The sequence below is a fragment of the Streptococcus cristatus ATCC 51100 genome, from assembly GCF_011612585.1.
Classification (GTDB): domain Bacteria; phylum Bacillota; class Bacilli; order Lactobacillales; family Streptococcaceae; genus Streptococcus; species Streptococcus cristatus_H.
In genome coordinates, this window is the sequence record NZ_CP050133.1 from 64521 (window position 1) to 89259 (window position 24739).

General features: G+C 39.0%; 26 protein-coding genes and 2 pseudogenes. 13 read left to right on the forward strand and 15 right to left on the reverse strand.

Annotated features, from left to right (window positions below; translation table 11 throughout):
- Together HBA50_RS00335 and HBA50_RS00340 are read left to right on the forward strand one after the other, a co-directional pair.
- A complete protein-coding gene (locus HBA50_RS00335; protein WP_045500032.1) occupies window positions 1-228 on the forward strand; it encodes a helix-turn-helix transcriptional regulator in 228 nt (75 codons plus the stop codon).
- Window positions 225-872: a Maf family protein gene (locus tag HBA50_RS00340; protein WP_045500035.1), complete on the forward strand. Its 648-nt coding sequence runs from the start codon at window positions 225-227 to the stop codon at window positions 870-872. The genes HBA50_RS00335 and HBA50_RS00340 overlap by 4 nt, the downstream gene beginning before the upstream one ends.
- A gap of 98 nt (window positions 873-970) precedes the next feature.
- Here HBA50_RS00340 and HBA50_RS00345 read toward each other — a convergent pair whose 3' ends face one another.
- Both HBA50_RS00345 and HBA50_RS00350 read right to left on the reverse strand, forming a co-directional pair.
- The gene (locus HBA50_RS00345) at window positions 971-2143 is read right to left on the reverse strand and encodes a family 1 glycosylhydrolase (protein ID WP_045500038.1); all 1173 of its coding nucleotides are present in this window, start codon (window positions 2141-2143) and stop codon (window positions 971-973) included.
- Between the two features lie 40 nt (window positions 2144-2183).
- Window positions 2184-4835, reverse strand: a complete 2652-nt coding sequence (locus HBA50_RS00350; RefSeq protein WP_045500041.1) for a hypothetical protein — start codon at window positions 4833-4835, stop codon at window positions 2184-2186.
- Window positions 4836-5077: 242 nt separating this feature from the next.
- Here HBA50_RS00350 and HBA50_RS00355 point away from each other — a divergent pair, with 242 nt between their 5' ends.
- The 3 genes and pseudogenes from HBA50_RS00355 to HBA50_RS00365 all read left to right on the forward strand — a co-directional run bounded on the left by HBA50_RS00355 (window position 5078) and on the right by HBA50_RS00365 (window position 6416).
- Window positions 5078-5596 carry an AAA family ATPase gene (locus HBA50_RS00355; RefSeq protein ID WP_045500044.1) on the forward strand — a complete coding sequence of 173 codons (519 nt, stop codon included), beginning with the start codon at window positions 5078-5080 and terminating at the stop codon, window positions 5594-5596.
- 4 nt (window positions 5597-5600) lie between these two features.
- Window positions 5601-5771, forward strand: a pseudogene (locus HBA50_RS00360) (phosphomethylpyrimidine kinase); the annotation flags it as partial.
- Between the two features lie 27 nt (window positions 5772-5798).
- Window positions 5799-6416, forward strand: a complete 618-nt coding sequence (locus tag HBA50_RS00365) for an SAP domain-containing protein (protein WP_045500047.1) — start codon at window positions 5799-5801, stop codon at window positions 6414-6416.
- 389 nt (window positions 6417-6805) lie between these two features.
- Here the strand turns inward: HBA50_RS00365 and HBA50_RS00370 are convergent.
- From HBA50_RS00370 to HBA50_RS00415, 10 genes and pseudogenes are all read right to left on the reverse strand, one after another.
- Window positions 6806-8070 (reverse strand): annotated as a pseudogene (locus HBA50_RS00370) (tyrosine-type recombinase/integrase).
- A gap of 88 nt (window positions 8071-8158) precedes the next feature.
- Window positions 8159-8407: a MerR family transcriptional regulator gene (locus HBA50_RS00375; protein WP_024408500.1), complete on the reverse strand. Its 249-nt coding sequence runs from the start codon at window positions 8405-8407 to the stop codon at window positions 8159-8161.
- Entirely contained in the window at window positions 8400-9002 is a 603-nt protein-coding gene (locus HBA50_RS00380; RefSeq protein ID WP_045500050.1) for a replication protein, read from the reverse strand. The genes HBA50_RS00375 and HBA50_RS00380 overlap by 8 nt, the downstream gene beginning before the upstream one ends.
- A 204-nt stretch (window positions 9003-9206) precedes the next feature.
- On the reverse strand, window positions 9207-9815 hold the full coding sequence (locus tag HBA50_RS00385; RefSeq protein WP_045500052.1) for a hypothetical protein: 609 nt from the start codon (window positions 9813-9815) through the stop codon (window positions 9207-9209).
- Window positions 9812-10912, reverse strand: a complete 1101-nt coding sequence (locus tag HBA50_RS00390) for a P-loop NTPase family protein (RefSeq protein WP_045500054.1) — start codon at window positions 10910-10912, stop codon at window positions 9812-9814. The genes HBA50_RS00385 and HBA50_RS00390 overlap by 4 nt, the downstream gene beginning before the upstream one ends.
- Window positions 10912-11232, reverse strand: a complete 321-nt coding sequence (locus HBA50_RS00395) for a hypothetical protein (RefSeq protein ID WP_003032314.1) — start codon at window positions 11230-11232, stop codon at window positions 10912-10914. The genes HBA50_RS00390 and HBA50_RS00395 overlap by 1 nt, the downstream gene beginning before the upstream one ends.
- A gap of 201 nt (window positions 11233-11433) precedes the next feature.
- The gene (locus tag HBA50_RS00400; protein ID WP_045500059.1) at window positions 11434-11883 is read right to left on the reverse strand and encodes an RNA polymerase sigma factor; all 450 of its coding nucleotides are present in this window, start codon (window positions 11881-11883) and stop codon (window positions 11434-11436) included.
- A 319-nt stretch (window positions 11884-12202) separates the two neighbouring features.
- A complete protein-coding gene (locus HBA50_RS00405) occupies window positions 12203-13618 on the reverse strand; it encodes a helix-turn-helix domain-containing protein (RefSeq protein ID WP_045500061.1) in 1416 nt (471 codons plus the stop codon).
- Window positions 13619-13668: 50 nt separating this feature from the next.
- Window positions 13669-14007 (reverse strand): Cd(II)/Zn(II)-sensing metalloregulatory transcriptional regulator CadX, encoded by a 339-nt coding sequence (cadX, locus tag HBA50_RS00410; RefSeq protein WP_045500064.1) that lies wholly within the window; start codon window positions 14005-14007, stop codon window positions 13669-13671.
- 11 nt (window positions 14008-14018) lie between these two features.
- On the reverse strand, window positions 14019-14633 hold the full coding sequence (locus HBA50_RS00415) for a CadD family cadmium resistance transporter (RefSeq protein ID WP_045500067.1): 615 nt from the start codon (window positions 14631-14633) through the stop codon (window positions 14019-14021).
- A gap of 28 nt (window positions 14634-14661) precedes the next feature.
- On the opposite strand from HBA50_RS00415, the gene HBA50_RS10210 reads away from it, so the two are divergent.
- A complete protein-coding gene (locus tag HBA50_RS10210; RefSeq protein ID WP_071788395.1) occupies window positions 14662-14847 on the forward strand; it encodes a FanG protein in 186 nt (61 codons plus the stop codon).
- Between the two features lie 78 nt (window positions 14848-14925).
- Here HBA50_RS10210 and rpmG read toward each other — a convergent pair whose 3' ends face one another.
- Both rpmG and rpmF read right to left on the reverse strand, forming a co-directional pair.
- Window positions 14926-15075 carry a 50S ribosomal protein L33 gene (gene rpmG / locus HBA50_RS00425; RefSeq protein ID WP_001265622.1) on the reverse strand — a complete coding sequence of 50 codons (150 nt, stop codon included), beginning with the start codon at window positions 15073-15075 and terminating at the stop codon, window positions 14926-14928.
- 15 nt (window positions 15076-15090) lie between these two features.
- The gene (rpmF, locus tag HBA50_RS00430; protein WP_000290416.1) at window positions 15091-15273 is read right to left on the reverse strand and encodes a 50S ribosomal protein L32; all 183 of its coding nucleotides are present in this window, start codon (window positions 15271-15273) and stop codon (window positions 15091-15093) included.
- A 252-nt stretch (window positions 15274-15525) separates the two neighbouring features.
- Here rpmF and ilvD point away from each other — a divergent pair, with 252 nt between their 5' ends.
- Window positions 15526-17247, forward strand: coding sequence for a dihydroxy-acid dehydratase (gene ilvD, locus HBA50_RS00435; RefSeq protein WP_371259007.1), 1722 nt, complete (start codon window positions 15526-15528; stop codon window positions 17245-17247).
- A gap of 69 nt (window positions 17248-17316) precedes the next feature.
- Here the strand turns inward: ilvD and HBA50_RS00440 are convergent, their stop codons facing one another.
- Window positions 17317-17658, reverse strand: a complete 342-nt coding sequence (locus HBA50_RS00440) for a metal-sulfur cluster assembly factor (protein WP_005591447.1) — start codon at window positions 17656-17658, stop codon at window positions 17317-17319.
- A 184-nt stretch (window positions 17659-17842) separates the two neighbouring features.
- On the opposite strand from HBA50_RS00440, the gene hisS reads away from it, so the two are divergent.
- From hisS to essB, 6 genes are all read left to right on the forward strand, one after another.
- Window positions 17843-19123, forward strand: coding sequence for a histidine--tRNA ligase (gene hisS, locus HBA50_RS00445; RefSeq protein WP_045500078.1), 1281 nt, complete (start codon window positions 17843-17845; stop codon window positions 19121-19123).
- A gap of 202 nt (window positions 19124-19325) precedes the next feature.
- Window positions 19326-19613 (forward strand): WXG100 family type VII secretion target, encoded by a 288-nt coding sequence (locus HBA50_RS00450; RefSeq protein WP_045500081.1) that lies wholly within the window; start codon window positions 19326-19328, stop codon window positions 19611-19613.
- 77 nt (window positions 19614-19690) lie between these two features.
- On the forward strand, window positions 19691-22669 hold the full coding sequence (gene esaA / locus HBA50_RS00455; RefSeq protein ID WP_045500084.1) for a type VII secretion protein EsaA: 2979 nt from the start codon (window positions 19691-19693) through the stop codon (window positions 22667-22669).
- Window positions 22670-22680: 11 nt separating this feature from the next.
- A complete protein-coding gene (essA, locus tag HBA50_RS00460; protein WP_045500087.1) occupies window positions 22681-23145 on the forward strand; it encodes a type VII secretion protein EssA in 465 nt (154 codons plus the stop codon).
- Between the two features lie 94 nt (window positions 23146-23239).
- The gene (locus HBA50_RS00465) at window positions 23240-23488 is read left to right on the forward strand and encodes an EsaB/YukD family protein (RefSeq protein WP_045500090.1); all 249 of its coding nucleotides are present in this window, start codon (window positions 23240-23242) and stop codon (window positions 23486-23488) included.
- Complete coding sequence (essB, locus tag HBA50_RS00470; protein ID WP_045500093.1) at window positions 23481-24737, forward strand: type VII secretion protein EssB; 1257 nt, start codon at window positions 23481-23483, stop codon at window positions 24735-24737. Before HBA50_RS00465 ends, essB begins: the two co-directional genes overlap by 8 nt.
- The last annotated feature ends 2 nt before the right edge of the window (window positions 24738-24739 follow it).

The following is a 24739-nucleotide window of genomic DNA, read 5'->3' on the forward strand; positions in this document are numbered from 1 at the left end:
ATGGCCAAGGAAAGCAATATTGTCACCAATCTCAAATCTGTCCGCGAATCCAGAGGCATGACCCAGCAGGAATTAGCGGACCGCATTGGTATGCGGCGCGAAACGATCTTGCATTTGGAAAATAATCGCTACAATCCCTCGCTAGAGATGGCTTTAAAAATCGCTCAGGTTTTTGATTTGCGGGTGGAAGAACTCTTTCAATTAAAGGACACGGGAGGACAATCATGAAGACGGTTTTTGACTACCAAAGGGAAGGTGAGAAAGGAAGGATTCGTCACTTTGTCTTGCTATCTACGTCGCCCAGACGCAAGGAATTGCTGAGTTTTTTGAATCCAGAGATTCAGGCTGTAGAAGTGGACGAGCGAGCTATCGAAGAGCATTGCATGGTAAGCATCGATGATCAGGATTTCCTGACCAAGGCAGCCAAGATTTGTTGTGAGATTTCCAAGGCTAAGTCCGATTTGAACTTGGAAGCTGAAACCCTTTATATTTCAGCTGATACCATCGTCGTAGTGGATGGTCAGATTTACAATAAACCACAGGATTTAGCTGAAGCCAGTCGGATGTTTCGCTCTTACTTTGGCAAGAGCCACCATGTAGTGACCTCGGTCTGCCTACGTATGCAGGGTTTTCTAGAAGTATTTTACACCTTGGCGCAGGTGGACTTTGTGGATTATTACCCAGAATTAGAGCCTATCATCGAGGCCTATCTGCATGAGAAGCGTCCGCTAGACAAGGCAGGTGCTTATGGTTTTCAGGAGCTGGATCCTCGCTTTATTCGCTCAATTACAGGCGATATGCACACCATCATCGGCCTGCCTGTCGCTGAGACCAGCTATCGGATTTTTAGAGGTAGCAAAGGAAAAGAGTAAGGATTTGATTCTATTCTAAAACATTAAAAATCTCCCCGCAAGTGGCTATCCACTTTCTTAGGGAGATTTTTTCTATGTTTTGAACTTGGGACTGGATCCTAGATGTTTACATCGCTCCAGCTAAATGGTGTGTAGCCAAGCAACTCAATCCCGTCAATCTCAACGGATTTAATAATTTCTTGAACGTTGTCTTGAATGTTCTTAGCTAATTGCGGGTGGTCAGAGACCTCAGAACAAGTCTCAATGACCAACAGAGGCTTGTGGTAGCGCTCGTATAGCTCAGACATGGCAATCCGAAGAAGAACAGGTTGTGCAAGGCAAGTTTCTACATTTTTGCGGACATATTTGTTAGTAAACAAATCTTGGATATTTTCTGCCGCATAATGTGAGAAGGCAATAAAGTCCACGACTCCTTCTCTTAAGGCGAAGACATCCTCTTCCGTAATGCCCAGATCCAGCTGATTTCGCTCAATGTAGCGAAGGAAGTGATTTGGATAGTGTCCCTTGGTCTGCACATCTGTAAAAATGTAGTTTTTACGTCTGTTCAGCTCATGGCCCAAGGCATCAGTAGCTGAGTGATTTTCTTGGTGGGAGTCACTATTGATGGTAATCAAGCTACCAAATTGGAAGGTTGGATTGATGGTTTGACCGAGCTTAACCACGTTTGCGGATGCGATTAGCTGATGGTGAGCAGCCAGCCAGATTTGTTGCTCCTGGTTTTCCGTGCTATCAAAGTGTAGCCCAGCGCCCAAGAATGGCAAATAGGAAAGAGCACTCATTTCTTTAAAGGTAATCCAGTAAGTGACTTTTTCTTTAAAGTGGGTCAAAACGGCTTCGCAATACTTTTCATACATGGCAATCATTTGACGACTTTTCCATGCGCCGTATTTTTCATACAAATGAAGCGGGAAGTCAAAATGAGACAGGCTTACAATTGGTTCGATGTCATTCTCGAGCAGTGCATCGATAATTGACTCATAGAAAGCAAGGACCTTAGCATCGGGTCTCCGCTCTTCTCCAGTCGGGAAGAGGCGAGTCCATGAAAAGGACAGCTGGTAGGTATTGAAGCCCATCGTTTTAATTTTTTCAATATCCGCCAGATAATCCTGTTTGCTGGAGCCTTGTTTGAACAAATCGTAGGCTCCTAGGGGGATTGTTCGATAGTCAACTGTTCCGTCCATGACAGAGAGACGATAGTCTTCACCATACTGGGGTAGAATGTCGGTGATTCCTAGACTTTTACCATTACTTGATAGAATATTTCTAATCATATTAGTTCCTTTCAGTATTCATTCGCTGTTTGTTCTGAGCTTATTTTTTATGTCTCTTAGTAATCATGGCTAAGGTTGATAGATTCTGTGTGACAGTGGTGAACTCAGAAGCCATGCTTTGCGATTGATATACGGCAGCAGACAGACTGATCGAATGGGCTCTCTCTGCACTGATTGATTGTTCAATGATCATTCTTTGTGACTGTGATTCAGCGATAGATAGACTGATTGAACGCTCTCTTTCCACGATCATTGATTGCTCAATAGCGATACTTTGTGATTGTGATTCAGCAATAGACAGGCTGCGTGACTGTTCTTGCTCTAGGCTGATAGACTGCTCAATGATCTTACTTTGGGCTTCAGATTGGGCAAGGTAAATGCTGAATGAATGATCCTGTTCGACGCTGATTGATTGTTCAACGGCTCTGCTGAGGACTTTAGATTCTGCAGTAGATAAACTAAATGATTGTTCTTGCTCCAAGCTGGTAGACTGCTCAATAGTATCTCTTTTGGCTCTAGATTCCGCAGCTGCCAAACTGTATGAATATTCCTGTTCCAGATTGCGGGATTGTTCTACCGCCGCATGTTGTGATTGCGATTCAGCGATAGATAGGCTGCGTGACTGTTCTTGTTCCAAGCTGATAGACTGCTCTACGGCCACGCTTTTCGCTTGTGATTCCGCGATAGACAGGTTAGTAGATACTTCATTTTCTAGGCTGATAGACTGTTCAATAGCGATGCTTTGAATTTCATTTTCAGTAACAGATAGGCTTAGCGATGCCTCGTTTTCAGCACTAATAGATTGTTCAATTGCCCGACTTAATGCTTCAGATTCCGCTACAGATAGGCTGATAGACGCTTCATTTTCCGCGCTAATTGATAATGCGATCGCTTGACTTAATGCTTCAGACTCTACGATAGATAAGCTCGTAGACACTTCGTTTTCCGTGATAATAGACTGCTCAATAGCTCTATCTAAGACTTGGGATTCCTCTACAGACAAGCTGTTAGACGCTTCGCTCTCTGCACTGATTGATTCTTGGATAGCAATGCTTTGAGACACAGACTCTGCTACAGATAAGCTGTTAGATGCTTCGATTTCCGCGCTGATTGATTCTTGGATAGCAATGCTTTGAGAAACAGATTCCGCCACCGACAGGCTAGCAGACGCTTCGATTTCTGCGCTGATTGATTCTTGGATAGCAATGCTCTGAGAAATAGACTCCGCCACCGACAGGCTAGCAGACGCTTCGATTTCTGCGCTGATTGATTCTTGGATAGCAATGCTTTGTGAAACGGACTCTGCCACCGATAGACTAGTAGACGCTTCGATTTCAGCACTGATTGATTCCTGAATCGCGATACTTTGTGACACCAATTCCGCCACAGACAGGCTCTTAGATGCTTCGATTTCTGCGCTGATAGATTCTTGGATAGCAACGCTTTGAGAAATAGACTCAGCCACAGACAAGCTCAGCGACGTTTCCAATTCTGCGCTAATGGATTCCTGGATAGCAATGCTTTGAGAAATAGACTCGGCTACGGACAAGCTGGTAGATGCTTCCAATTCTGCGCTAATGGATTCCTGAATCGCGATGCTTTGAGACACAGACTCAGCCACAGATAGGCTCAGCGAAGCTTCCAATTCCGCGCTGATAGATTCTTGGATGGCAACGCTCTGAGAAATAGATTCAGCCACGGACAAGCTGGTAGATGCTTCCAATTCTGCGCTAATGGATTCCTGAATCGCGATACTTTGAGAAACAGATTCTGCTGCCGACAGGCTAAGAGATGCTTCGAATTCCGCGCTGATAGATTCTTGGATGGCAATGCTCTGAGAAATAGACTCAGCCACAGACAAGCTCTTAGACGCTTCGATTTCTGCGCTGATAGATTCTTGGATAGCAATACTTTGCGAAACAGACTCTGCAACAGATAAGCTCAGCGACGTTTCCAATTCTGCGCTGATTGACTCTTGGACTACAATGCTTTGCGCCACAGACTCAGCAGCAGATAAGCTCAGCGATGCTTCGTTGTCCGCACTGAGAGACTCTTCAGCGGCCATGCTTTGAGAGACTGACTCAAAAATTGATAAGCTAAGAGACGCTCTATTTTCTTCAAGGATTGATTGCTCGAAGGCATAACTTTGCGCAATCGACTCAGCAATTGATAAGCTAGCAGAAGTATCTGTTTCTTTGCTGTCAGATTGGCCAACTGCCAAACTTTGCGTTTGTGATTTGGAGACGGATAAGCTCCGAGACGCTTTTTTACTTTCAATACTCAATGATAAGGATATTGAGTCTGCAGCGCTCTTCAAGCCTCGCTTTTTCCGAGAATCTGCCGCTGTTGAGAGACTTGTTTCAGCAGAATCTGCCTCGCTAGTTGAAGGACCCTTAGCTGTCACTTTTTCTTGAGCTAGACTAGATTCACTTTCTACAGCTTGAGATTCGTCAGGATCTTCTTCTCCGCCGATATTCATAACATCTAAGCGGTCGTAGTATTGGATAGATTCCAAAGCTTTCTCAATGAGGAAATTCTCTCTATCTTCTTGGGTCATATTGACCTGTGGGGTGATTCCTTGATTATTATTGGAAGCAGACGATTCTTCCTCTTGCTCTTCTCCTTTTATAAGACGCTTAAAGCCTCCTAAAAAATTACGCAACATACCTTTGTTCTCTTCATTGCTTGGCATGGACATACTCTCCCTAATTCTAATAATAATACTATTATAAAGGCTATCAGACCATCTGTCAAAATTTATTGCATTAAAATGAAAATTTCCAAAAGAAAGGGTTTTCTTGCTTCTTTCTGAGAACTTTTTTCCGAATTTTACCCATTTCCACACTCTTTTTTGAAGGATTTGAAGTCGATAGAAATAATGATATAATATGAGCAGTTATTCTCAGAATCGTTAGAATTGATAGAGGTATTAAATTGGAAAATTGTGTTTATATTGTTTCTGGTCCTCCAGGCGTTGGAAAAAGCACGGTCAGCAAAGAATTAGCTTACTCTTTTGACAAAAGTGCGGTGATAGAAGGCGACATGATCTACTTAATGATTAAAAGCGGACTAGTAGCTCCTTGGGAGGATGATGGCTACTACATGGATTTATTCTGGGATAATGTCATTAGTCTGACCGATAATTTTATGGCCCGAGGCATTACAGTCGTCATAGAATATGTCATATTTGAGGAACAATTGAAGAAAATCGCAGAGTTCTTAAAGACAAGACAGATAAACTTAAAATACTGCGTCTTGCTAGCAGAAGAACAAACGCTTAGAGACCGAGATTCTTCTAGAGAAGAAATTGAAAGAACAGGCGATTTATCTATCCAGTCAAGAAATGAGTTCTTAACTAAAAATATTGAGAAAAATCATTTGCTGTATACAGATGATTTGGACGTCAAAGAAACAGCACATATCATAAAAACTTCAGATAGATTTTTGGTTTAGAGGGATATATAATATTGCAAACTTAAAAGAATATGTGATAAAATCGGTCGGAATTGCTTTAAGGGATATTAGTAAGAAATTTCCAGAGTTGATTAAAATTGAGCTCGATAGCTGGAACTTAGAAAGTAAAGTGATAAGACGGGTTTATAAGTTAGCAAGTAAATTGATTGTCTGACAAATTTGAATGTATTAAGGTGTGCATATGGGAGAAAAAAGACCTGATTTTCGAGATATAAAATCATTTGAAGAATTTAATAGATACTACTGGTATCGAGAAGAACTTTCACAAATTTGTAAGTCCCTTGGATTAGAGTATAGATGTACGAAGCAAGAATTAAACTATATTATCGAACAGTATTTTAAGGGAAATAAAGTAGAAAAATTTTTGAGTAAAGGAAACAAAAGTCAAGTCGAAGTGATAACCTTGGAGACTCCGTTACTTAACTGTGGTTTTTCTTTTAACCAAAAATTTCGAGATTATTTTTCAGCTGTAACAGGGATTAGTCCGTTTAAATTTAGTGCTGATATGGCAACGGCTTGGCGAAAAGTAAAAAGGGATAAAGATATAAAATTCACTATTCAAGATATGATTAAAATATATTATGGTGAGTCAGATTATGCCAAGTATGATAGTTCGGCTTGCCAATGGAATCAGTTTCTAAAAGACTTTTGTTTAGATGAATTGAGCGATTGTTATTCTAATAAGTTAAAAGTTGCAGCTATTCTCTGGAAAGAAGTTAGAAACTCGACACATGAAAAAGTTTACTCACGGGAACTTTTAAAAAAGTATGAATCTAAACTAGAGGAATACCGTAAGTAAATAGATTCCAGCTTATCGAGCTGAATAAAATCGAATGCATTAATTCTTATGCTATTTTACTATAGCGAAATAGATGTTGGAGCGAGCATAGAAAAAGAGGAGCCTCATAATGAAGTTCCTCTTACTTTTGATTGTCCGAATCGATATTCTCATTTCAAATAAAGGTAGTGAAAAAAGTAGTGATTCGCTTGATTTATATTGCGATGTACTGAATTTGACAAAAAGAAAAAACGCTTGAAATCAGCGTCTTTCTTCTGTATTGATTCGTATTGAATGCTTACTTCACTTCTGTAAAGGTTAAGTATTTTCTATTTTAGCTATTAAAAACGTTGGTATGTCAACGTTTTTGTAACTCTACTTATTAAAAGGTAGAGTGAATGGTAGAGTAGTTATTGCGTTAGCTCAGCAATCTTATCAAGATAAATACCTACAGCTTCTAACTTTCTTTGCGGTGCTAATTCAGCGTAAGTATCCATTGTGGTTGAAATTGATTTATGCCCCATTCTGACCTGGAGTTCTTTCCAATTTGTGCCAGCATTAAGCAACATTGAAGCATGGGTATGTCGGAATAAATGGAAACCATAATCGGGTAATCCTAGACTAGCTAATCTTTTCTTGAGAGTTGTTCGCTCGTTTCTATCACACATATAGTTTCCGTAAATTGTTGGGAAAACCAACTTTGTTTCAGGTCTATTGTGTAATTTAAGATACTTGTTCATTTCTTTGTGAAAATCTTGAAGTTCTTCAAGTATAGATAAAGGAACTGGAATAGAGCGATTGCCTGCGTCAGTTTTTGGTGTTGCCTTACAGATAACTTCCCCTTTTGTTCCTGCCTTTTTATTAGCGGTTTTCCAAAGTAATGTTTTGTTGACACTAATAGAGGATTCTTCAAAGTTCAAATCATCATTTGTCAATGCCAATAACTCATTTATACGCAAGGCTGAAGCCAAGAGAGTATTACAAATCAACTTAAACCTTCGATTGGCTCTACTGTTATCTAAATTTTTAAGATAATTAAGCCACATAGCAAGGCTATCATCATGTAGTACCATGATACGTTGCTTATTTGATTTTGGCTTAGGTGGAATCTTAACGGTGCTGACGGGATTAGCGGTTAGACCATAGTTTGTAATACCATAGTCAAAAATATCTTTCAACTTATGGATGACCGCTCCGAAGTCTTTTGGCTCCCCTTATTTGCACGTTTCACACCAGATTCAACAGATTTCTTTGATTTTTTGGCTAGGTCATTTAGCCATAACTGAATATCAGCAGATTCTATTTTATCTGGTTTATAATCTCCAAATTTTGGGATAATATAATTATCTAGGTAACCTCTCACTCTATTTAATGTGTTATGCGAGCTAACCCAAGTTTGATAAGATTGAAACCATGCTTCAGCTAAATCTTCAAGTGTAGCAATAGTTATAACTTCTTTTCGAGTAAATCCATTTCTTTCAAAATCTAGCCGTGCTTGGATAACTTCTCTATCAAGCTGTTTTAGTGTTTTTGCTGTAATGGTTGTAGTAACCTGTTTGCCAGTCTTAGCATCCTTACCGAGAAATGCCCCCTTCAAAGTGTATGAGACGGACTTATCTTTTTTGATTTTTTTAATGACTTTTTTGCCATTATGGACAATTGTTTCAGTTTCCATATTTGCCTTTCTTCAGGATATTGAAGCAGGCTAAAATAGTTACCACTCTTTCTTTTAGATAATACTATTTTAGCACAAAACTTCAACATTAGGAGTTCAAGAAGTCAATAACATCGTCTAATAAATAGAAGACGGTTCGAGTCCCCTCTATAGGAGGTTCTAATCTTTTTAATCCTTTTTGTTCCCAAGTTTTTAGTGTGTTTGGAGAGATATTTAGTTGTCTCAGCAATTCTCGTTGCTGAATTATCTTTAGTGGTCTGCTCTGCTCTTTGATTTGAATGAGCTTGATAAGTGTTTGCAATAACTGTTCAATTTGTTCTAACTTTTCGTTATTCATCATTGTCTTTCTCCTCTGTATTGGCAGTCTGTAACCGATTTGGATTATGCCGTCGTGAATCTAAATACTTAGCAAAGAAATAGGTACGTTCAATAATGAGATCTAGTAGATTGATATTGTTTGCTCGTGCATACCAGACCAGTTCTTCAAATTCTGTAAAGTCGTTCTCTTCGATGATATCGACTACTTCATTGATAAAATCAGAGGTTCTCATCTCTATTAAAAATTTATCTAAATCAAAGCCACAGCCAAATTCAATATCTTCAATATTATAGGGGGTCTTCTCTGGATTCTCAGCATGGGTAAAGTAGTCAAATAACCCAGTAGGAGACATGACGGCTTCCACATGTGCTGGACCGTTTAACTTGTCGCTGATAATATTGGACACTTGGGAATAGCTTTTCAGTGAATCAAAGAAGAAAGCACCGTGCTTATGTGCCTTTTTGAACTCTCCGGTTTGTCTGTTCACATCTTTATCGTGCCAAGGGCTAAGGATAAATGGGATATGAAGTTCTTCCAAGACGTTCAAGTAGTCTTCTGGAGCGTTCTCTTTGTAAAAGAGAAATGTCCATTTGCTAGTACGTTGTTCTGCCATAGGCAAATGCCTCATTTCTATTGGTTATATTACTAAGGAGAAATGACAGGCTAAATGCAAAGTTTTTTGGGAGATTTTTTCAAAATTTTGTGATTATTGATTATTGACCTATTGGGGGTCGTAGTAACCCCAATAGGTCATGGTGGAGCAGAGTATAAAGAAGGGGCTGTTTGGCTCTTGCTTCGCAAGCCACAGCCCCTAGGATTAACGCTTTTGACCCGTGAACCATAATTGGTTACGAACTCGAACAGGAGAAGAGAAATAATAATCGCCGTGTTGGCTAACAATTTCTTCTTTCAGTTGTGCTTCCATTTCTTTTAGGATTTTTTGTCCCTGTTGGTCTCTAGGAACTTTTAGAAAAATAGTGATGGTATCTTTTCGTATATCTACGATACATTTACGGACAGAACGGTTAAATCCATTATGGATTGGATTGATAGTGGTAATAGTTTGATGTTCAAGAAGGTTACTTATATTCTGTACTCGTTCACGCTGGAAAAGGAAGTGTCTTAATAAAAAGGTGCGATAGATAGATAAACAGTAGTTCCAAAGACTATCTGTTTTCAATCGTTGTATAATCTCTAATCCAGCTAAAAATAAGGCAAGAAGTAAAGAAATAAGAGTGAATCCGTGACAAACGGAACTAATGGTATCAGTAATGTTTTTAACCGTATCTAGATTGACAAGTGTGACGGTAGATAGTTGAACTGAAACAAAATTGAACAGCCAACCAAACACTGAACAGATTGGAGCAATAAGCAGTAAGTATAATATGAGATTAAAGCTTCTCATGAAATAGGTTTTAGTGGTCATAGGATACCTCGTTTTGTGTAATAGGTTGGACAGAGTAGGGGTAGAACTTGGTAGGGGTGTTCATTGTCGATAACTTGAATGATACCTGTTCCGTGTCCTGTCGGAATGACAATCCCCTCTGGGTCTAGGTCTGGAAATAAGAATTGAGTGGTTTTCTGATTGATATTTCCAATTTGCAATAATACGTTTAGCTGTTCCCTCACTGAAATGGGGATAGTGTTATGGTCAAAACGCTGGCTTACTAAAAAGAGATGGATTTTGGTAGCACGTCCCAACAAGGCAATTTGTGAGAGTAAAGAGAAAAAGGCTTCTTTGATGTTCTTATTGACTCCCTCTGATAGGGCTAGGACTTCATCAATGACAATGGTTAGATGAGTAAATTGATGGTTGGGGTTATCATATAAGATAGCTTGTCGTTTCTGAATGAGGGTTGCACATTGGCTTAATTGTTCATTGACTTGTGAAACGAAATCAGATTTTGAACGGTTTTCGACAGGGTGGATAACTGCAATGTGATTTTCCCTTGCCCATCGGCTTGGTGTATCGAATTTTGGGTCAATTATAATTAAGTCAGACATATGTTTCAGAACACTCAAAAAGTACGTTAAAGCATAGCTTTTCCCAGAGCCTGAATTTCCAGCAATAGCCCAGTGATTTATCTTTTCAAGGTTTAGTTCAAAGTGCTTCATAATGGGAATTTTTCCTTGTGGTAGGCTAGCTGAAAATTTATCCAAATCAGGAATAGTTAAACGTTCTGAAATTCCCTTTTTCCAAGGGAAAAACAATCCACGTTGAATGTGTAAGTCATCTGTTTCGAGTGGAACAAAATAGGTTGCATTTTGTTTCAAGAGAGTAAATTGAGGGTAGAGAGAAGCGTTAGCAATCAGAAAAATTTTCTTGTACAAGTCATCATCAAGAATATAAGCACAAGGCAGGCGAGGGACAAAGACAAAGCCGTCTTCTTGAATAATGACGTTAAAAGAATTAGTATAGCTGGTTTCCCCCTGCATTAAAGCCCCCAGAGCCATGTTTAGGCTCTGGAGCAGGTAAGATTGCAGGAAAGATTGGTTCAGCGCATCACGAGATTGTGAGGTCATTACCGCACCTCCTTGATACCATTTGCTTTGAAGTAAACGTTATATTTTACTTCGCAAGCTTGTAGGGTGTCAAATTGAATCATGGATTGGAACGATGGAAGCTCAATCCTATCTTCGAATTTTACTTGGAAAGGGTCTTGCCCTTCCTGTACAAACCATGCTTTATAGGCTACGATTTCTCCTGTTGGTTTTCCTTCTTCAAACCGTTGTTGTGGTTCAAGTTCGGTACTAAGTGAGTAAATCGGTTGTTTTTGACTGATAATTTTATCAGCCAATGTAGTTGTATAACCACCTTTTGTGGTTTTCATTTTAAACGCCATAGGGCTGTTCCTCCTTTATTATTGAGAAATAATGCGAATGCGAGTTGCTCGGTTTTGGTCGTGAGCTGGACGTAGTTGTTTTGGTTGTGTACCACCTCCTTATTACTAAGGAGAATGAGACAGCTAAACGCAAAGTTATTTGTTGAATTTTTAATTTTTTTACAAAAAAATCCAGTGATAAGAGACACTGGATTTGAGGGATTAGCAATAAGTTTTTAATAAAGGGGCTAATTTTTTTAGCGCTTTACAATAATGGGATTTAACTGTTACATCACTCATTTTTTTATAATGTTCAGTGACATAGCGAGCCGTTTCTTTATAGCTTGAACCTTGTTCTGCTATCATTTCAACAATTTTACGGTCAATTTCTGATAAGGATGCTTTAGCTTCACGAATAGCTTGTCTTAACTCTTCTAGGATTAAAGCTTCTTCGGGATTCAAATCAGAACTTGCAACTACTTCATAGCGTTCACGTCGTTTACCCTCATTACGAGAGACGCTCTCTTCAAGGCTTCTTTTATGGTGGTATCGGTCACGACGTTCAGCATTGCTTTGTTCTTGCTGGAGAAGCCGACTTACTTCGTCCCAATTTTTAGCTTCAACAGCTTTTGCGATTTTCGCATCTCTGCGTTCTTTGACTTTATTGCTCATAATGATGAGCTCCTTTCCGTCCTTGGACAGAAGGAAACAAAATGAGCAAATATTGAACGCCGAGTATGTCAAAAGGCACACCAAAGAAACAGCGAAACAATTCTATGCAAGACATGACCTTTATCGTCATATCATCATATTTGTTTCAATCTGTCCTTTGATGGCCATCAATTTGGACTATTAAAATTTTTATCAAGAGTTTTTCTTGATGTACTCAGTATAAAGCATAATGTTCTTTTATTTTTTACTTCATTTTTTACTTTAATAGGCTAATTTGTAAAATGAAGCGCAAAAAAAGACTAGGCGATTTACCTAGTCTCTAAAGAGCAAATTTTCGTATTTCCTCTTCGCTTAATAGTTTAATAAATGCTTGTTGAACTCTATCTAAAGCCGAAGCCATTGCGAGTAATTCCTCGTTTAATTGTTCTTGGAAATAGTATGTTACTTGTGTATTATTCGTCAATAATCCCTCAATATAGCGAGTGACATTTGTATTATCTAAATTGATATCATAGAGTTCAACTAAATCAACAAGGTCGATGTCGTTTATTCCCTGAGAGGCAATTTTTTCAATATGTTTCTTATCCTCTAGTGAAAATCTTGTTGGCTCTAATTGAATAGTGTGCCTTTCTTGAATTGGTCTTGTTGCATAAGGGTTGGAAACCCAACTGATAATTTCATCAAAAGTTCTTTCCTCAGTCCTTTCTATATCATTGGATTGATAAATATTAATGCCTAGATTTGCCAACTCTTCTTTAGAATATTTTTGATATAACTCTGTGATATCCTTACCTTGACTGAGTAATTTCATATATTCCTCAGATATCTGTTTGAATTTCACTTCATCTATTTGTTGACCACCAGTCATACTAAACGAAGAGGTTGTTCTTCCTTTTTGAGAAATAACTAACGGGACGGATGTAAGGTAAGATTTTGGAATATTCTCTTTATACATTCTTTCTAATATATCATTTACCATAAATCCGATATTAAACAAGGGATTTTCTCTAAGTTTTTTTATGAGGTTGGGGATTATCTCTGTTGAGACATTCTCAGACCACCATTTATTGATGAGAGGATCAATGTTTTCTTGCCTAAATGTTGAGGGTATGCCATTTCCGTCTAATTCAAATAGGATACCACAGACATTAACTTCAAATGATTTAATTAAATTATCCCCTAACATCAACCAAAGAATATCAAACATTTCTTCAAAATCAATGACAGTCAATTCATTGATGGTACGGGTTCTAAAACTTCTAGCGAGGTTATAACTTTTTTCACCAACAGTAATATCAATGTCATCTTTCTTGTGAAAAGTATCCATTTCAGTTTCATCAGAAACCAAAAAATTTTTTCTTTGAATATTGAAATTTGCAAATGTCTTGGCAATACTTAGACAACTTGATTGGATTGAAATTAAATCATCACTCATGAAAGAATATAGTTTTTCATCTACAGCCTCTAAATCTCTATATAAAATAGAACTGAAAAAATAATGAAACAGATTCTCAATAAACTCATCTAACTCTCCAAAAACGATATACGTATAGCTCGAAGCGGTTAGAGCATTTAAATAAACTAACATCGAACTCGTAATTGGTCGCTTACCACTTTCAACTTGACTAACTTGACCTGCATTGCCTAGTTCGCTTTGTGTAATATTGTATTTTTTTCTTAAATTTTTGATACGAGTAGGTATTTCCTGTGAATAATTTTCTTCAAAAAATTTCATATATAATCCCCCTATAATCATGGAAAAGTATAAAGTAGTAAAAATAGTTGTTATCCTAGTTGATTAAAAAAATCTCTGATTTCCTCATCTTTTATAAAATAATATATAATTTTCCCCTCTCTTCTAGTGTCCAAGATATTTTGATTGGCTAGTTTACGAAGATGGTGGGAGGCAGATGCCATACTGAGATTTAGTAAACAGGCTATATCACAGACACAGAGTTCTTCAACAGTAAGGAGATAAAAGATGATATTTATCTGTTTATTATCGGTAAACTTTGATAAAATACGAAGTGATTTTTGGACTTTTTCCTTTTCAAGGTAGTTCGTTGCGGTTGTAACATTTTGTTGATTTATAATATTCACTTGGCAGATACTATCTTTTTTCATAATTTTTTCTCCTAGCCGAACACAGTCCTTAGCATGTCAAAGCTGTTGTTTTCAATCAGGATATACATCCCCAATCCTAAATAGACAACGGCAATAAACCATCTGCTATATTTTTCCAAAGTTTCTCCAACAGAAGGGACTTGTGCCAATTTTTGGGCAGAAAAAACCAAGAGATAAATCATGACTAGAAAGGTAAGTAAAGCCACAATCAAATTCGCTAAATTTAAGGTAATAAAATATGGGACAAAAACACCAATATTGTCAGCACCACAACTTGCAAAAGTAATCATAGCGACTAGAAAAATCAGGTTTTTATTATCTTTGCGCAAACCATCTTTTGCAATAGCTTCTCCATCAGAATCTCCTAAAAGCAAAACTTTGAGTCCTAGGAAAATTGGAATCAAACCGAGCAAACCTAAAATCTCTTTACTAGGAATATAATTTAAGACAAATGCAAAAAGCAAACTTAGGAATATTAGACTAACAGAGCCTAGAAATTGTCCTAAATAGATGTTAATGATGTCCTTTCTGCTTTTTCTTTTGGCAAAAAATAACATTAGGATAATAAGTAAGTCTACGGCTGTCCCAGAATACAGGATTATTGAAGTAACAATATTTTGAATCATAAAACACCTCATTCAAATATATTTTTGAATGTATTCTAACATTAACCTTTGTAGATGTCAACTTAAAATCCACCAAAATATAGATAAGAAGTTAGTGTACCAAATATTAAAAAGCCCTGCCATCGAAATGATAGCAGGGCTTAACTTCAATATCCAGATGATATATTTATCTAAAAAAGGTAGAGTAAAAGGTAGAGTTTTTATTGATTTGTAGTGCGATATAATGAGTTTCAAAAAATCAAAAATTACTTAAAATCAATATTTTGACGTCTATTGACGTGTACTGAAACCCTTACTTAACCTCTGTAAACACAACATGCTTGCGAAGTTTTGGTGAGTATTTCTTCAATTGAAGACGGTCTGGAGTGTTACGTTTGTTTTTAGAAGTAAGGTACAAGCGTTCACCAGATTCTTTGTGTTCAAGTGTAATATTTACGCGCATGGTATCTCCCTTCTATTATTCAGCTGCAGCAGCTTTAGCGATTTTACGTCCTTTGTAGTATCCTTTAAGTGATACGCGGTGAGAACGTGAGTAATCTCCAGTAGTTTCGTCAAAGTTTACAGATGGAGCTGTTACTTTGTAGTGTGTACGACGTTTGTTTTTCTTCGCTTTTGAAGTGCGACGTGCAGGTACTGCCATTGTTTGTTTCTCCTTTTAGAATGTAATTCGATGCAATCTCATGATTTTCATCAACTTTAACAGTATAACAAAACTTTTTTGTAAAGTAAAGTTACTTGACAGAAATTTTTGATTTTCTTTTGGACAATAGTAAGGCTTTTTAGCCGTTGCATCTATATTTTAGATTATTATTCCAATATTCTGAAAATTTAAAAATTTTCTTCTGTCCAACAGAGCATAAGTGTGGTATAATAAAGCACAAAGATGACTACAATGAAAGGGAAAGACATGACAGATAAATTAGATACACGCCACAGAAGTAAGATTTATGATAGTATGGTCAAATCTCCTAACCGCGCCATGCTTCGCGCGACAGGGATGACAGACAAGGACTTTGAGACTCCGATTGTCGGAGTGATTTCGACTTGGGCAGAAAATACGCCTTGTAATATTCACCTACATGATTTTGGTAAACTAGCCAAGGAAGGAGTAAAAGAACAAGGTGCTTGGCCTGTTCAGTTCGGTACGATTACCGTAGCAGACGGGATCGCCATGGGGACACCGGGCATGCGCTTCTCTCTGACTTCACGCGACATCATCGCAGACTCCATCGAAGCTGCCATGGGCGGACATAATGTGGATGCCTTCGTCGCTATCGGTGGCTGTGATAAGAACATGCCTGGATCTATGATTGCCATTGCCAATATGGATATTCCGGCCATTTTTGCTTATGGTGGAACTATTGCACCGGGAAATCTTGACGGGAAGGACATTGACTTGGTGTCCGTCTTTGAAGGAATCGGGAAGTGGAATCATGGCGATTTGACTGCTGAGGAAGTGCGCCGCATCGAGTGTAACGCCTGCCCTGGCCCTGGTGGCTGTGGCGGTATGTATACGGCTAATACTATGGCGACAGCTATTGAAGTTCTAGGTATGAGTTTGCCAGGTTCTTCTTCTCACCCAGCAGAATCTCAAGATAAGAAGGATGATATCGTGGAAGCTGGTAGAGCAGTTGTCCGTATGTTGGAAATGGGGCTCAAGCCGTCTGACATTCTGACTCGCGAAGCCTTTGAAGATGCCATCACAGTGACCATGGCTCTGGGCGGCTCTACCAATGCTACTCTGCACTTGTTAGCTATTGCTCATGCGGCCAATGTGGAGCTGACCTTGGATGATTTCAATGTCATTCAAGAGCGCGTGCCGCATTTGGCGGATTTGAAACCATCTGGCCAGTATGTCTTCCAAGACCTATACAATGTCGGTGGTGTGCCTGCTGTTATGAAATATCTCTTGGCTAATGGCTTCTTGCACGGTGATCGTATCACTTGTACAGGTAAGACGGTGGCGGAAAACTTGGCTGACTTTGCTGACTTGACGCCAGGTCAGAAGGTTATTATGCCGCTTGAAAATCCAAAACGTGCGGACGGTCCATTGATTATCCTGCATGGTAATCTAGCTCCAGACGGCGCGGTTGCCAAGGTATCAGGTGTTAAAGTTCGTCGTCACGTCGGACCTGCTAAGGTCTTTGACTCAGAAGAAGCTGCTATTGATGCAGTGTTGGCCGATGAAGTAGTTGATGGCGATGTAGTCGTGGTTCGCTATGTTGGTCCAAAGGGTGGCCCTGGTATGCCAGAAATGCTGTCACTTTCTTCTATCATCGTAGGGAAAGGCCAAGGAGATAAGGTAGCACTCTTGACAGACGGTCGCTTCTCAGGTGGTACCTACGGTCTCGTTGTCGGACATATCGCTCCGGAAGCTCAGGATGGTGGCCCGATTGCCTACCTTCGTACAGGCGATATGGTCACGGTTGACCAAGATACCAAGGAAATTTCCATGGCAGTTTCTGAAGAAGAACTTGAAAAACGCAAAGCAGAAACAACCATTCCACCGCTTTATAGCCGCGGTGTACTTGGTAAATATGCCCATATGGTATCTTCTGCTGCTAAAGGTGCTGTTACCGACTTCTGGAAAACAGAAGAAACAGGTAAAAAATAGCTTATATATGACAAAAGAACCCGCTAGTTTTTCTAGCGGGTTTATTAATTTGGATGAATGTTCAGCTTCTTATCTAGGACTAATCCCTAACGCAATCCGTCCAAAGCGACTGATACGAGTGATTTTCCACGCGGGCGACCAAGTGACTTCAACGGAGACAGTTTCGATGCCCTCGATTTGCTTCAGGGACTCGACGATTTCAATGGGAACGGTCTCGGTACAGTCGCAGGCTGTGTCTGTGAAGGTCATGACAATCTTGCAGTGGCCAGTCTCGTCAAGATTGATTTCATAGATGAGCCCGAGATTGTAGACATCAAGCTCGACCTCTGGATCGTAAATCGTTTCGAGTTTTTTAATTAATTCTTCTTGGATAGCTGCTGCTCGGTCATTGATTTTGATATCGTCTCTCATCTTCAGTCCTTCTTTCTCTATAGAATGGTGGTCTTATTTTCTCATAATTCTGACAATTTTTCAAGAAATTCTAGCGAATGAAAACGGATTTAGTCTCTCGGAGGGAATTTTTCTGCTCTAACTCCTCAAAACATCTGATTTATGGTAAAATAATAGATATTATATAGTTGCAGAGGATTAGAAAATGAAATTACAAAAACCTAAAGGAACTCAGGATATCCTCCCTCAGGAATCTGCTAAATGGCAGTATCTGGAGGAGTTTGCTCGTAAGACGTTTAAAAAATACAACTATGCGGAAATTCGGACACCGATTTTTGAGCACTATGAGGTCATCAGTCGTTCTGTTGGAGATACGACAGACATCGTGACCAAGGAAATGTATGATTTCTACGATAAGGGAGACCGTCATATAACCTTGCGACCAGAAGGAACTGCACCAGTCGTTCGTTCTTATGTGGAAAACAAGCTCTTTGCACCAGAAGTTCAAAAGCCAGTCAAGCTTTATTATATGGGCTCTATGTTCCGCTATGAGCGGCCTCAGGCTGGTCGCTTGCGCGAATTTCACCAAATCGGGGTGGAGTGCTTCGGCTCTGAAAATCCAGCGACAGATGCAGAAACGATTGCTATGGCGGCTCAGTTCTTCAAGGAAATTGGAATTGGACAGGTGACGCTGCAGCTGAATAGTTTGGGTAATGCGGCGAGTCGGGCTGCCTACCGTCAGGCCTTGATTGATTATTTGACTCCGCTGAAAGACAGTCTTTCTAAGGATAGTCAGCGTCGTTTGGAGGAAAATCCGCTGCGGGTGCTGGATTCGAAGGAAAAAGAAGATAAGGTAGCCGTTGAGCAGGCACCTTCGATTTTGGACTTTCTGGATGAGGAGAGCCAGGAGCATTTTGCGGCTGTCCGCTCAATGCTAGAGTCTTTGGACGTTCCTTATGTCATTAACACCAATATGGTGCGCGGACTGGACTACTACAATCACACGATTTTTGAGTTTACGACTGATGTGGCAGGCAGCGAACTAACTATCTGTGCGGGTGGCCGTTATGATGGCTTGGTTGACTACTTTGGTGGGCCAGAAACCCCTGCCTTTGGTTTTGGTATGGGAATGGAGCGTCTCCTCTTGATTTTAGAAAAACAGGGAGCAGCTTTGCCGCTTGAGACAGGCTTGGATGCTTATATTGCCGTTTTAGGTGAGACCGCTAATCGCAGTGCTTTAGAATTAGTGCAAGCCCTCCGGAATCAAGGATTTGCAGCGGAGCGAGACTATTTGGACCGCAAGCTTAAGGCACAATTCAAGTCAGCAGATGCTTTCAGGGCCAAGACCATCATTACTTTAGGTGAAAGTGAAATCGAAAGCAACCAAGTCACTGTGAAGAATAATGAAACTCGTCAAGAAGTGGTGGTTGGGCTAGATCAAGTTCAAGAAAACTATCAGGCTGTTCTCGAAAAATTAGGTTGTTAATAGACTTTTAGATTTAAATAACCAATTTATTAAAACTGAAAAACTAAGCTGAACCCAGTAAATCAAGTTACAATTAGGCTTTAAATTATCTGTAGATTATTAGTATTTATACAAAAATGTATTTATTTTTATCTAAATACTTGAAATTATAGATATTAATTGTTACAATTATATTACCATTATTTATTTTAAGGAGAAAAATATGGCACAAATTAAATTAACTCCAGAAGACCTTCGTCAATCTGCAACTAAATATACTAGCGGTTCTGAAAATGTGACCCAAGTTCTTAATGACTTGACTCGTGAGCAAGCAGTTATTGCTGAAAACTGGGACGGTTCTGCTTTTGATAGTTTTGAAGCACAATTCAATGAATTGTCTCCAAAAATCAAAGAATTTGCACAATTACTTCAAGATATCAATGCTCAGTTGGTTAAAGTTGCTGACATCATTGAGCAAACTGACCAAGATATTGCAGCACAGATCCATTAATTTTTTATAAGTGGCTTTAGGAAGGCGAGAGCCTTCCTGTTTTTATATCATAACAACATAGAGATTAAATAAGGTAAATGCGAAACAATAAAATTTTAAAATATATAGGTAATACTTTAATAGTGGCTTTCTTGCTTGCTACGATGATTATTCTAAATATAGCTGTACAAAAAAATACGAGCAGTAGTAATGAAACGAAGTTGAAGGCAAGCCAGCAGACAAAGCTTAATGTGGCGATTGTCAATGAAGACCAATCCGTTAATGTAGATAAGAAAGAATATAATCTTGGCGCTAGCTATGTTAAGAATATTGAACGAGATAATTCACAAAATTGGTTTGTTGTGACACGTGGAGTGGCGGATGCTGGTTTAGAAAAAGGGAAGTATCAGCTGGTTCTAACTATTCCGAGTGACTTTTCTGAAAAGATCTTAGATGTTAACAGCGTCAACGTAGATAAGACAACTGTGACTTACAAGGTTAATTCATCAGGGAATTTGCAGATTGAAAATGATGCGAATAAGTTAGCAAAGGATATCATTGCTGACCTGAACAGTCAATTGGTTGATATGTATATGGCGAGTATCTTGAGTAATCTATATACGGCTCAACAGAATGTGCGAGCTAGTTCTCAGGTTCAAATCACCAATATCGGGAATTATAAAACGAATTTGCTAGATACTGCTATTAGTTCTAAAAATATTTTTCCGACACTATATAGTTTATCCACATCTTCTGTTGATGCGAATAACACGTTAAAAACGACCTTAGAAAGTTATTCTCAAGTATTTGATACTTTAGGTCACTCTCAGACAACTTATGGTAATAACTTTAATAGTTTATTGAAGCAAAGAGGTGAGGATCAAATTAGCTATGCTGATTTCATGAATCAGCTGATGGGGATGAGCCGTGATACTTTAAGTGCTGAGACGAAGAAGCTTTATGACGATTTACAAACAGGACAGGAAGCACTTGATAAAAAGATTGGTTCGTTTGGGCAAGCTGATGTGAAAGATGCTAGGACATATGCGGGATTAACAGAGAATATTACACAACAGGTTGATGATTTAGAGAAAAATCTTGAAGCTGAGCGTACAAAGTTTAAAGAACATGAAAATAGGATTAATGAATTTATTTCTAAAAAGCTGTCAGACTACTATAGTGTAAAGGAAGGTGATGTAATTACTCTAAGTCAAGTACTTGATAAGGGTAATATTACTGCATTGACCGATGTAGAAAATACGCTAAAAGCAGAACTAAGTTCAGCTATTGCAGCTTTACCGTCTGAAGACTTTAGTGGAAAAAGCTTCACTGCTTTTGATCTTTCTATAAATATACCGACTCTTAATCCTGATGTGAAAAACTTTGGGACTCCTAGTGATAGCACTACTAGCGCTGAACTCAATGCTTTAGCTGCTAAAGCTATCACGGCTAGCAATCCTCTTCCTGCACCAGCTGGTACGAAGGTAAAAGTAGCTTGGAAGGCGAAAACGGGTGTAACAGTGGACTCAGTTTCTTATAACGGTGCTACTATCACAGAAAACCAAGAGGTCTTACTAGCTGAGAATGCACAGTTTGAAATTCACTATAGTGTGACGAATGATGTTGCATCTACAACGACAGCAGGGGCTATAGAGATTTCTCTAGATGGAGTACCTGCTGCTAGTGCACCTATTGATGTTCAAGCTCTTCAGCAGGCAGCGGCTAGTTACGGAGATAAAGCGCAAAGAATCGCCTCCGCTTATCAGCACGTCAATTCTTTACTTCAAGTTTATTCTTCTATAGAGCAATTGAAAACAGGGAGAATGAATGAAGTGCTATCATCTCTTCTATTGGAAGCTATCCAATCTAATTTAGATGAGTATAAAGTAAGCCTTTCTAAGACGGAGAACACTTCAGATAACAAAAGTGTGCAACAAAGACTTGATGATACATTGGGGCAGTTGAAAAAAACAGGTCCTGAGTTAAAGCAGAATTTAGAAGAAATTGCTAAGAACAATGAACAGCTAGCGAGCGGTATTACTAAACAGATGGCGCATTATGAGAGTTTGAAGGAGCGCTTGGCTAATATAGCTACTGCTCAGACTAGCAGTACGGCAGCTTTAGCTAAAACGGACTCCGATTTGTCTGCACTTAATTCTGAATTTAGCTCGTTGTTAACAGAAACATCGGGTGTGAAGGCTTCATCTCAAAGTAATATTCAGGCCGCTGAATCTGCAAATCAAATCTTTACTAACTTTAATCGTGAGCTAGCTACTGCTCAAGGTAGTACAGAAAAGTTGTCTACTGATGCGGAGACCCTAATGGCGCAGTTTAATGAAGAGTTAGCTACTAATGGAAACTTTGTTGAATCCTTTGTCAAAGTTCTTAATAATGCCTATGAAAATGGGGTTCCAAATGAAGTTCTACTCAAATTTTTATCTAATCCAGTGGCACAAAATTCATCTTCTGTTAAGGCAACAATCAATGTTTATCGTCCATTTACCTGGATTTTATTATTAGAGATTGTCAGCTTATTTACAGCTTATCTTTTTGCGACACAAAATATTATCCGCAAGGTCAAAGATAAGTTTAAACTAGATAGACTACATGATACAGATGTTATGAATGTCGGCATCTTATCTTTCTTGGCTTTGACTATTGGCTTGATTGTTGGGGTTGTATCTAGCGTCCAGCTTCAAGTTGGTAGAGAATATTTACCGTCATGGGTCCTATTAATAGTCTCAGCTTCCTTCATTCTGGTTCAAGGACAATATTTGTTGCTTAAGCATTCTCGTGTTATTGGTATGGGCCTTGCCTTCTTTATGATGATTAGCTTTGTTTATCTTTCGAATGCTATAGGTACAACAGCTAGCTTGACAGGCTTCCCTTCCTTTATCAAGAGTCTCAATGTCTTGTCAGTTTTAGAAGGTCTTCTTTCAGGATACTTTGACGGTCAGCCAGCAAACTTCTTTGTCTTCTTTGCAATGTTGATTGTTATAACTTTGTTACTTATGACAAATATCTTTGTTAAAGTGAAAAGTTTGCAATATGAAATGCTTCAAACTGAGAAAGTATAGAAAATAAGGATATGAAAAAAATAGTTCTCTTATTTCTTTCCTTGGGAATAACTGCAGCAGTCTCAATGGCTGCTGCAGATGACCTGAAGGACAATAGCCTACAAATTGATAATTCCAGACTTGAGAGAGAAGAGGAATTGAGTTTTGGCGTGCAGTCTGAACAAATCAAGGATCTTTTTAATGAATCAACTCGACAGAAACTGCAGGAAATCCAACACTATCAAGACGAACAGTTGATCACCGAAAGGGGCCAGCTGTTTTCTGCTATACAGGGGCCAATGAAAAAATCACCTGAAGAGCAGCTGTTTCAACTTGATTCTCAAAAATTATCTAAATTACAAACAAACATAGGCGATGAAGATGCTAGTGATTTGAGTGACGTTCTTCCTGGGATTCTTTACTCTGTACTCGTTATATTGCTTATTGGAGCAACAGGTATTATGAGCTATCGAGTAGCGACGGCGGAGATGGATTAGCTGCATTTGGGGAAGACGGCTTTGTGTGATTAGCTGAATCGACTCAGTAAGTAATAATCATAGAATGACATATCAAATAGGAGAGACGTGAGAAATGGAACAACATATCAATATTACTCTGCGCTTAAGAAATAGGGATGTAGATATCAGAATTCCCCAGCGGATTGAAGTACGCAGGCTGATTCGAGAAATTGATAATATTTTCAATCCAGATATAAAGCGAAAAAAGTACCAGCTACGGATTGTCAATAAAGGTTTACTAATTGATGAGGGTAAATACTTGTCGGATTATCCTATGACGACAGGAGATTTAGTAGAGATAGAGGAGATACTAGGTGACTGAAGAAAGATTTGTATTTGGCGAACAGCCATTTATCTATGAAAAAAATGAAACAAGCTGGCAGCTGAGACTGAAGAGATCTGATGTAGCCAGTCAGGATTTGCGTGAGCTCCTGCTTTTGGATTTGCATCATCCCCTCTTTTTGGAGCAGACTATGGAGGCAGATGAGGATAGTGTGGCGTTTACATATGAATTAGAGCCTTACGGACTTAGCTATGGAGAACTCAAGACTCGTACGATTTCAGAGCGGCTTCGTTTAGCGCTGAATGTGTTTTCTCTAGAGTCAGCCTTAGATCTACCAGTGACTTTTCTGCTCCATCCAGATAATCTCTTTATCACTAAGAATGCTCAAGCTAAAATCGCTTATAGAGGTGTACCAGGGATCATGACTCCCCATTCTTTATCAGCAGAGGACTTTTTACGTCAGGCTAAATGTTTTACAGTGACACTTTTTAGCGACTTAGACTTTATGGATCTCTACAATGGATCGCTAGAATTAGAAACTCTACCAGACTTTCTTAACGAGCTACGCCAGACAACGACCATATCAGATGCGATAGCTGTCTTAGAAAAATATTATTTGGAGAAAGCGGCTCAGGAAAAGGCAAATTTAGTTTTGGTGCCAAGCAGGCGCCACCGAGTTTTTAAATTAGCAACGATCTGGTTGACAGCAGGTATCATTCTGCTCTTCATTCCTTTAGTCTATCTGATTTTCCTACAAAATCCTTTTAAAGAAAAACTTTTGCAGGCAGATACTGCTTTCATCAAAGTTGACTATAGTGGGGTAATCACAGAGTTAGAAGGAGTAGCACCCTCTAGCCTGCCAAATACTCAAAAGTATGAATTAGCTTACTCTTATATTCAAGGTTTGGAGTTTTCTTCCGATCAAAAGAAGGTTATTCTTAATAATGTGACCCTCAAATCAGATGAGCTTTATCTGATTTATTGGATTCAAATTGGTCGCAATAAGTTTGAGGATGCTCTAGATACTGCGAAGCGTATTAATGATAGCGACTTGATTCTTTATGCTTTGACCCAAGAAATCAAGCAAGTTCGTGAGGATGATAAGTTGTCAGGCAAAGACCGTGAAGCCAAACTGGATTCCTTGGAAAACGAGTACAAGAAATATTGGGATAGTCGAAGTGAGCTTTTAGCAAGTGAGTCTAGCTCTAGTACATCCAGTCAGCAAGATGAAGCCTCTGATAGCAAGTCTTCAACTGAGACGAAATCTAGTGCGTCCTCGAGCAACTAAAA

Coding starts and splice junctions, on each gene's coding strand:
- HBA50_RS00400 (WP_045500059.1), bottom strand. CDS start 11,883: ATGAGCAATAAAGTCAAAGAACGCAGAGATGCGAAAATCGCAAAAGCT.
- HBA50_RS00385 (WP_045500052.1), bottom strand. CDS start 9,815: ATGACCACTAAAACCTATTTCATGAGAAGCTTTAATCTCATATTATAC.
- HBA50_RS00450 (WP_045500081.1), top strand. CDS start 19,326: ATGGCACAAATTAAATTAACTCCAGAAGACCTTCGTCAATCTGCAACT.
- ilvD (WP_371259007.1), top strand. CDS start 15,526: ATGAAAGGGAAAGACATGACAGATAAATTAGATACACGCCACAGAAGT.
- HBA50_RS00335 (WP_045500032.1), top strand. CDS start 1: ATGGCCAAGGAAAGCAATATTGTCACCAATCTCAAATCTGTCCGCGAA.
- HBA50_RS00380 (WP_045500050.1), bottom strand. CDS start 9,002: ATGGCAGAACAACGTACTAGCAAATGGACATTTCTCTTTTACAAAGAG.
- HBA50_RS00365 (WP_045500047.1), top strand. CDS start 5,799: ATGGGAGAAAAAAGACCTGATTTTCGAGATATAAAATCATTTGAAGAA.
- HBA50_RS00440 (WP_005591447.1), bottom strand. CDS start 17,658: ATGAGAGACGATATCAAAATCAATGACCGAGCAGCAGCTATCCAAGAA.
- esaA (WP_045500084.1), top strand. CDS start 19,691: ATGCGAAACAATAAAATTTTAAAATATATAGGTAATACTTTAATAGTG.
- HBA50_RS00405 (WP_045500061.1), bottom strand. CDS start 13,618: ATGAAATTTTTTGAAGAAAATTATTCACAGGAAATACCTACTCGTATC.
- rpmF (WP_000290416.1), bottom strand. CDS start 15,273: ATGGCAGTACCTGCACGTCGCACTTCAAAAGCGAAGAAAAACAAACGT.
- HBA50_RS00415 (WP_045500067.1), bottom strand. CDS start 14,633: ATGATTCAAAATATTGTTACTTCAATAATCCTGTATTCTGGGACAGCC.
- HBA50_RS00375 (WP_024408500.1), bottom strand. CDS start 8,407: ATGAATAACGAAAAGTTAGAACAAATTGAACAGTTATTGCAAACACTT.
- cadX (WP_045500064.1), bottom strand. CDS start 14,007: ATGAAAAAAGATAGTATCTGCCAAGTGAATATTATAAATCAACAAAAT.
- HBA50_RS00465 (WP_045500090.1), top strand. CDS start 23,240: ATGGAACAACATATCAATATTACTCTGCGCTTAAGAAATAGGGATGTA.
- HBA50_RS00350 (WP_045500041.1), bottom strand. CDS start 4,835: ATGCCAAGCAATGAAGAGAACAAAGGTATGTTGCGTAATTTTTTAGGA.
- hisS (WP_045500078.1), top strand. CDS start 17,843: ATGAAATTACAAAAACCTAAAGGAACTCAGGATATCCTCCCTCAGGAA.
- HBA50_RS00340 (WP_045500035.1), top strand. CDS start 225: ATGAAGACGGTTTTTGACTACCAAAGGGAAGGTGAGAAAGGAAGGATT.
- HBA50_RS00395 (WP_003032314.1), bottom strand. CDS start 11,232: ATGGCGTTTAAAATGAAAACCACAAAAGGTGGTTATACAACTACATTG.
- essA (WP_045500087.1), top strand. CDS start 22,681: ATGAAAAAAATAGTTCTCTTATTTCTTTCCTTGGGAATAACTGCAGCA.
- HBA50_RS00390 (WP_045500054.1), bottom strand. CDS start 10,912: ATGACCTCACAATCTCGTGATGCGCTGAACCAATCTTTCCTGCAATCT.
- rpmG (WP_001265622.1), bottom strand. CDS start 15,075: ATGCGCGTAAATATTACACTTGAACACAAAGAATCTGGTGAACGCTTG.
- HBA50_RS00345 (WP_045500038.1), bottom strand. CDS start 2,143: ATGATTAGAAATATTCTATCAAGTAATGGTAAAAGTCTAGGAATCACC.
- HBA50_RS10210 (WP_071788395.1), top strand. CDS start 14,662: ATGTATTCTAACATTAACCTTTGTAGATGTCAACTTAAAATCCACCAA.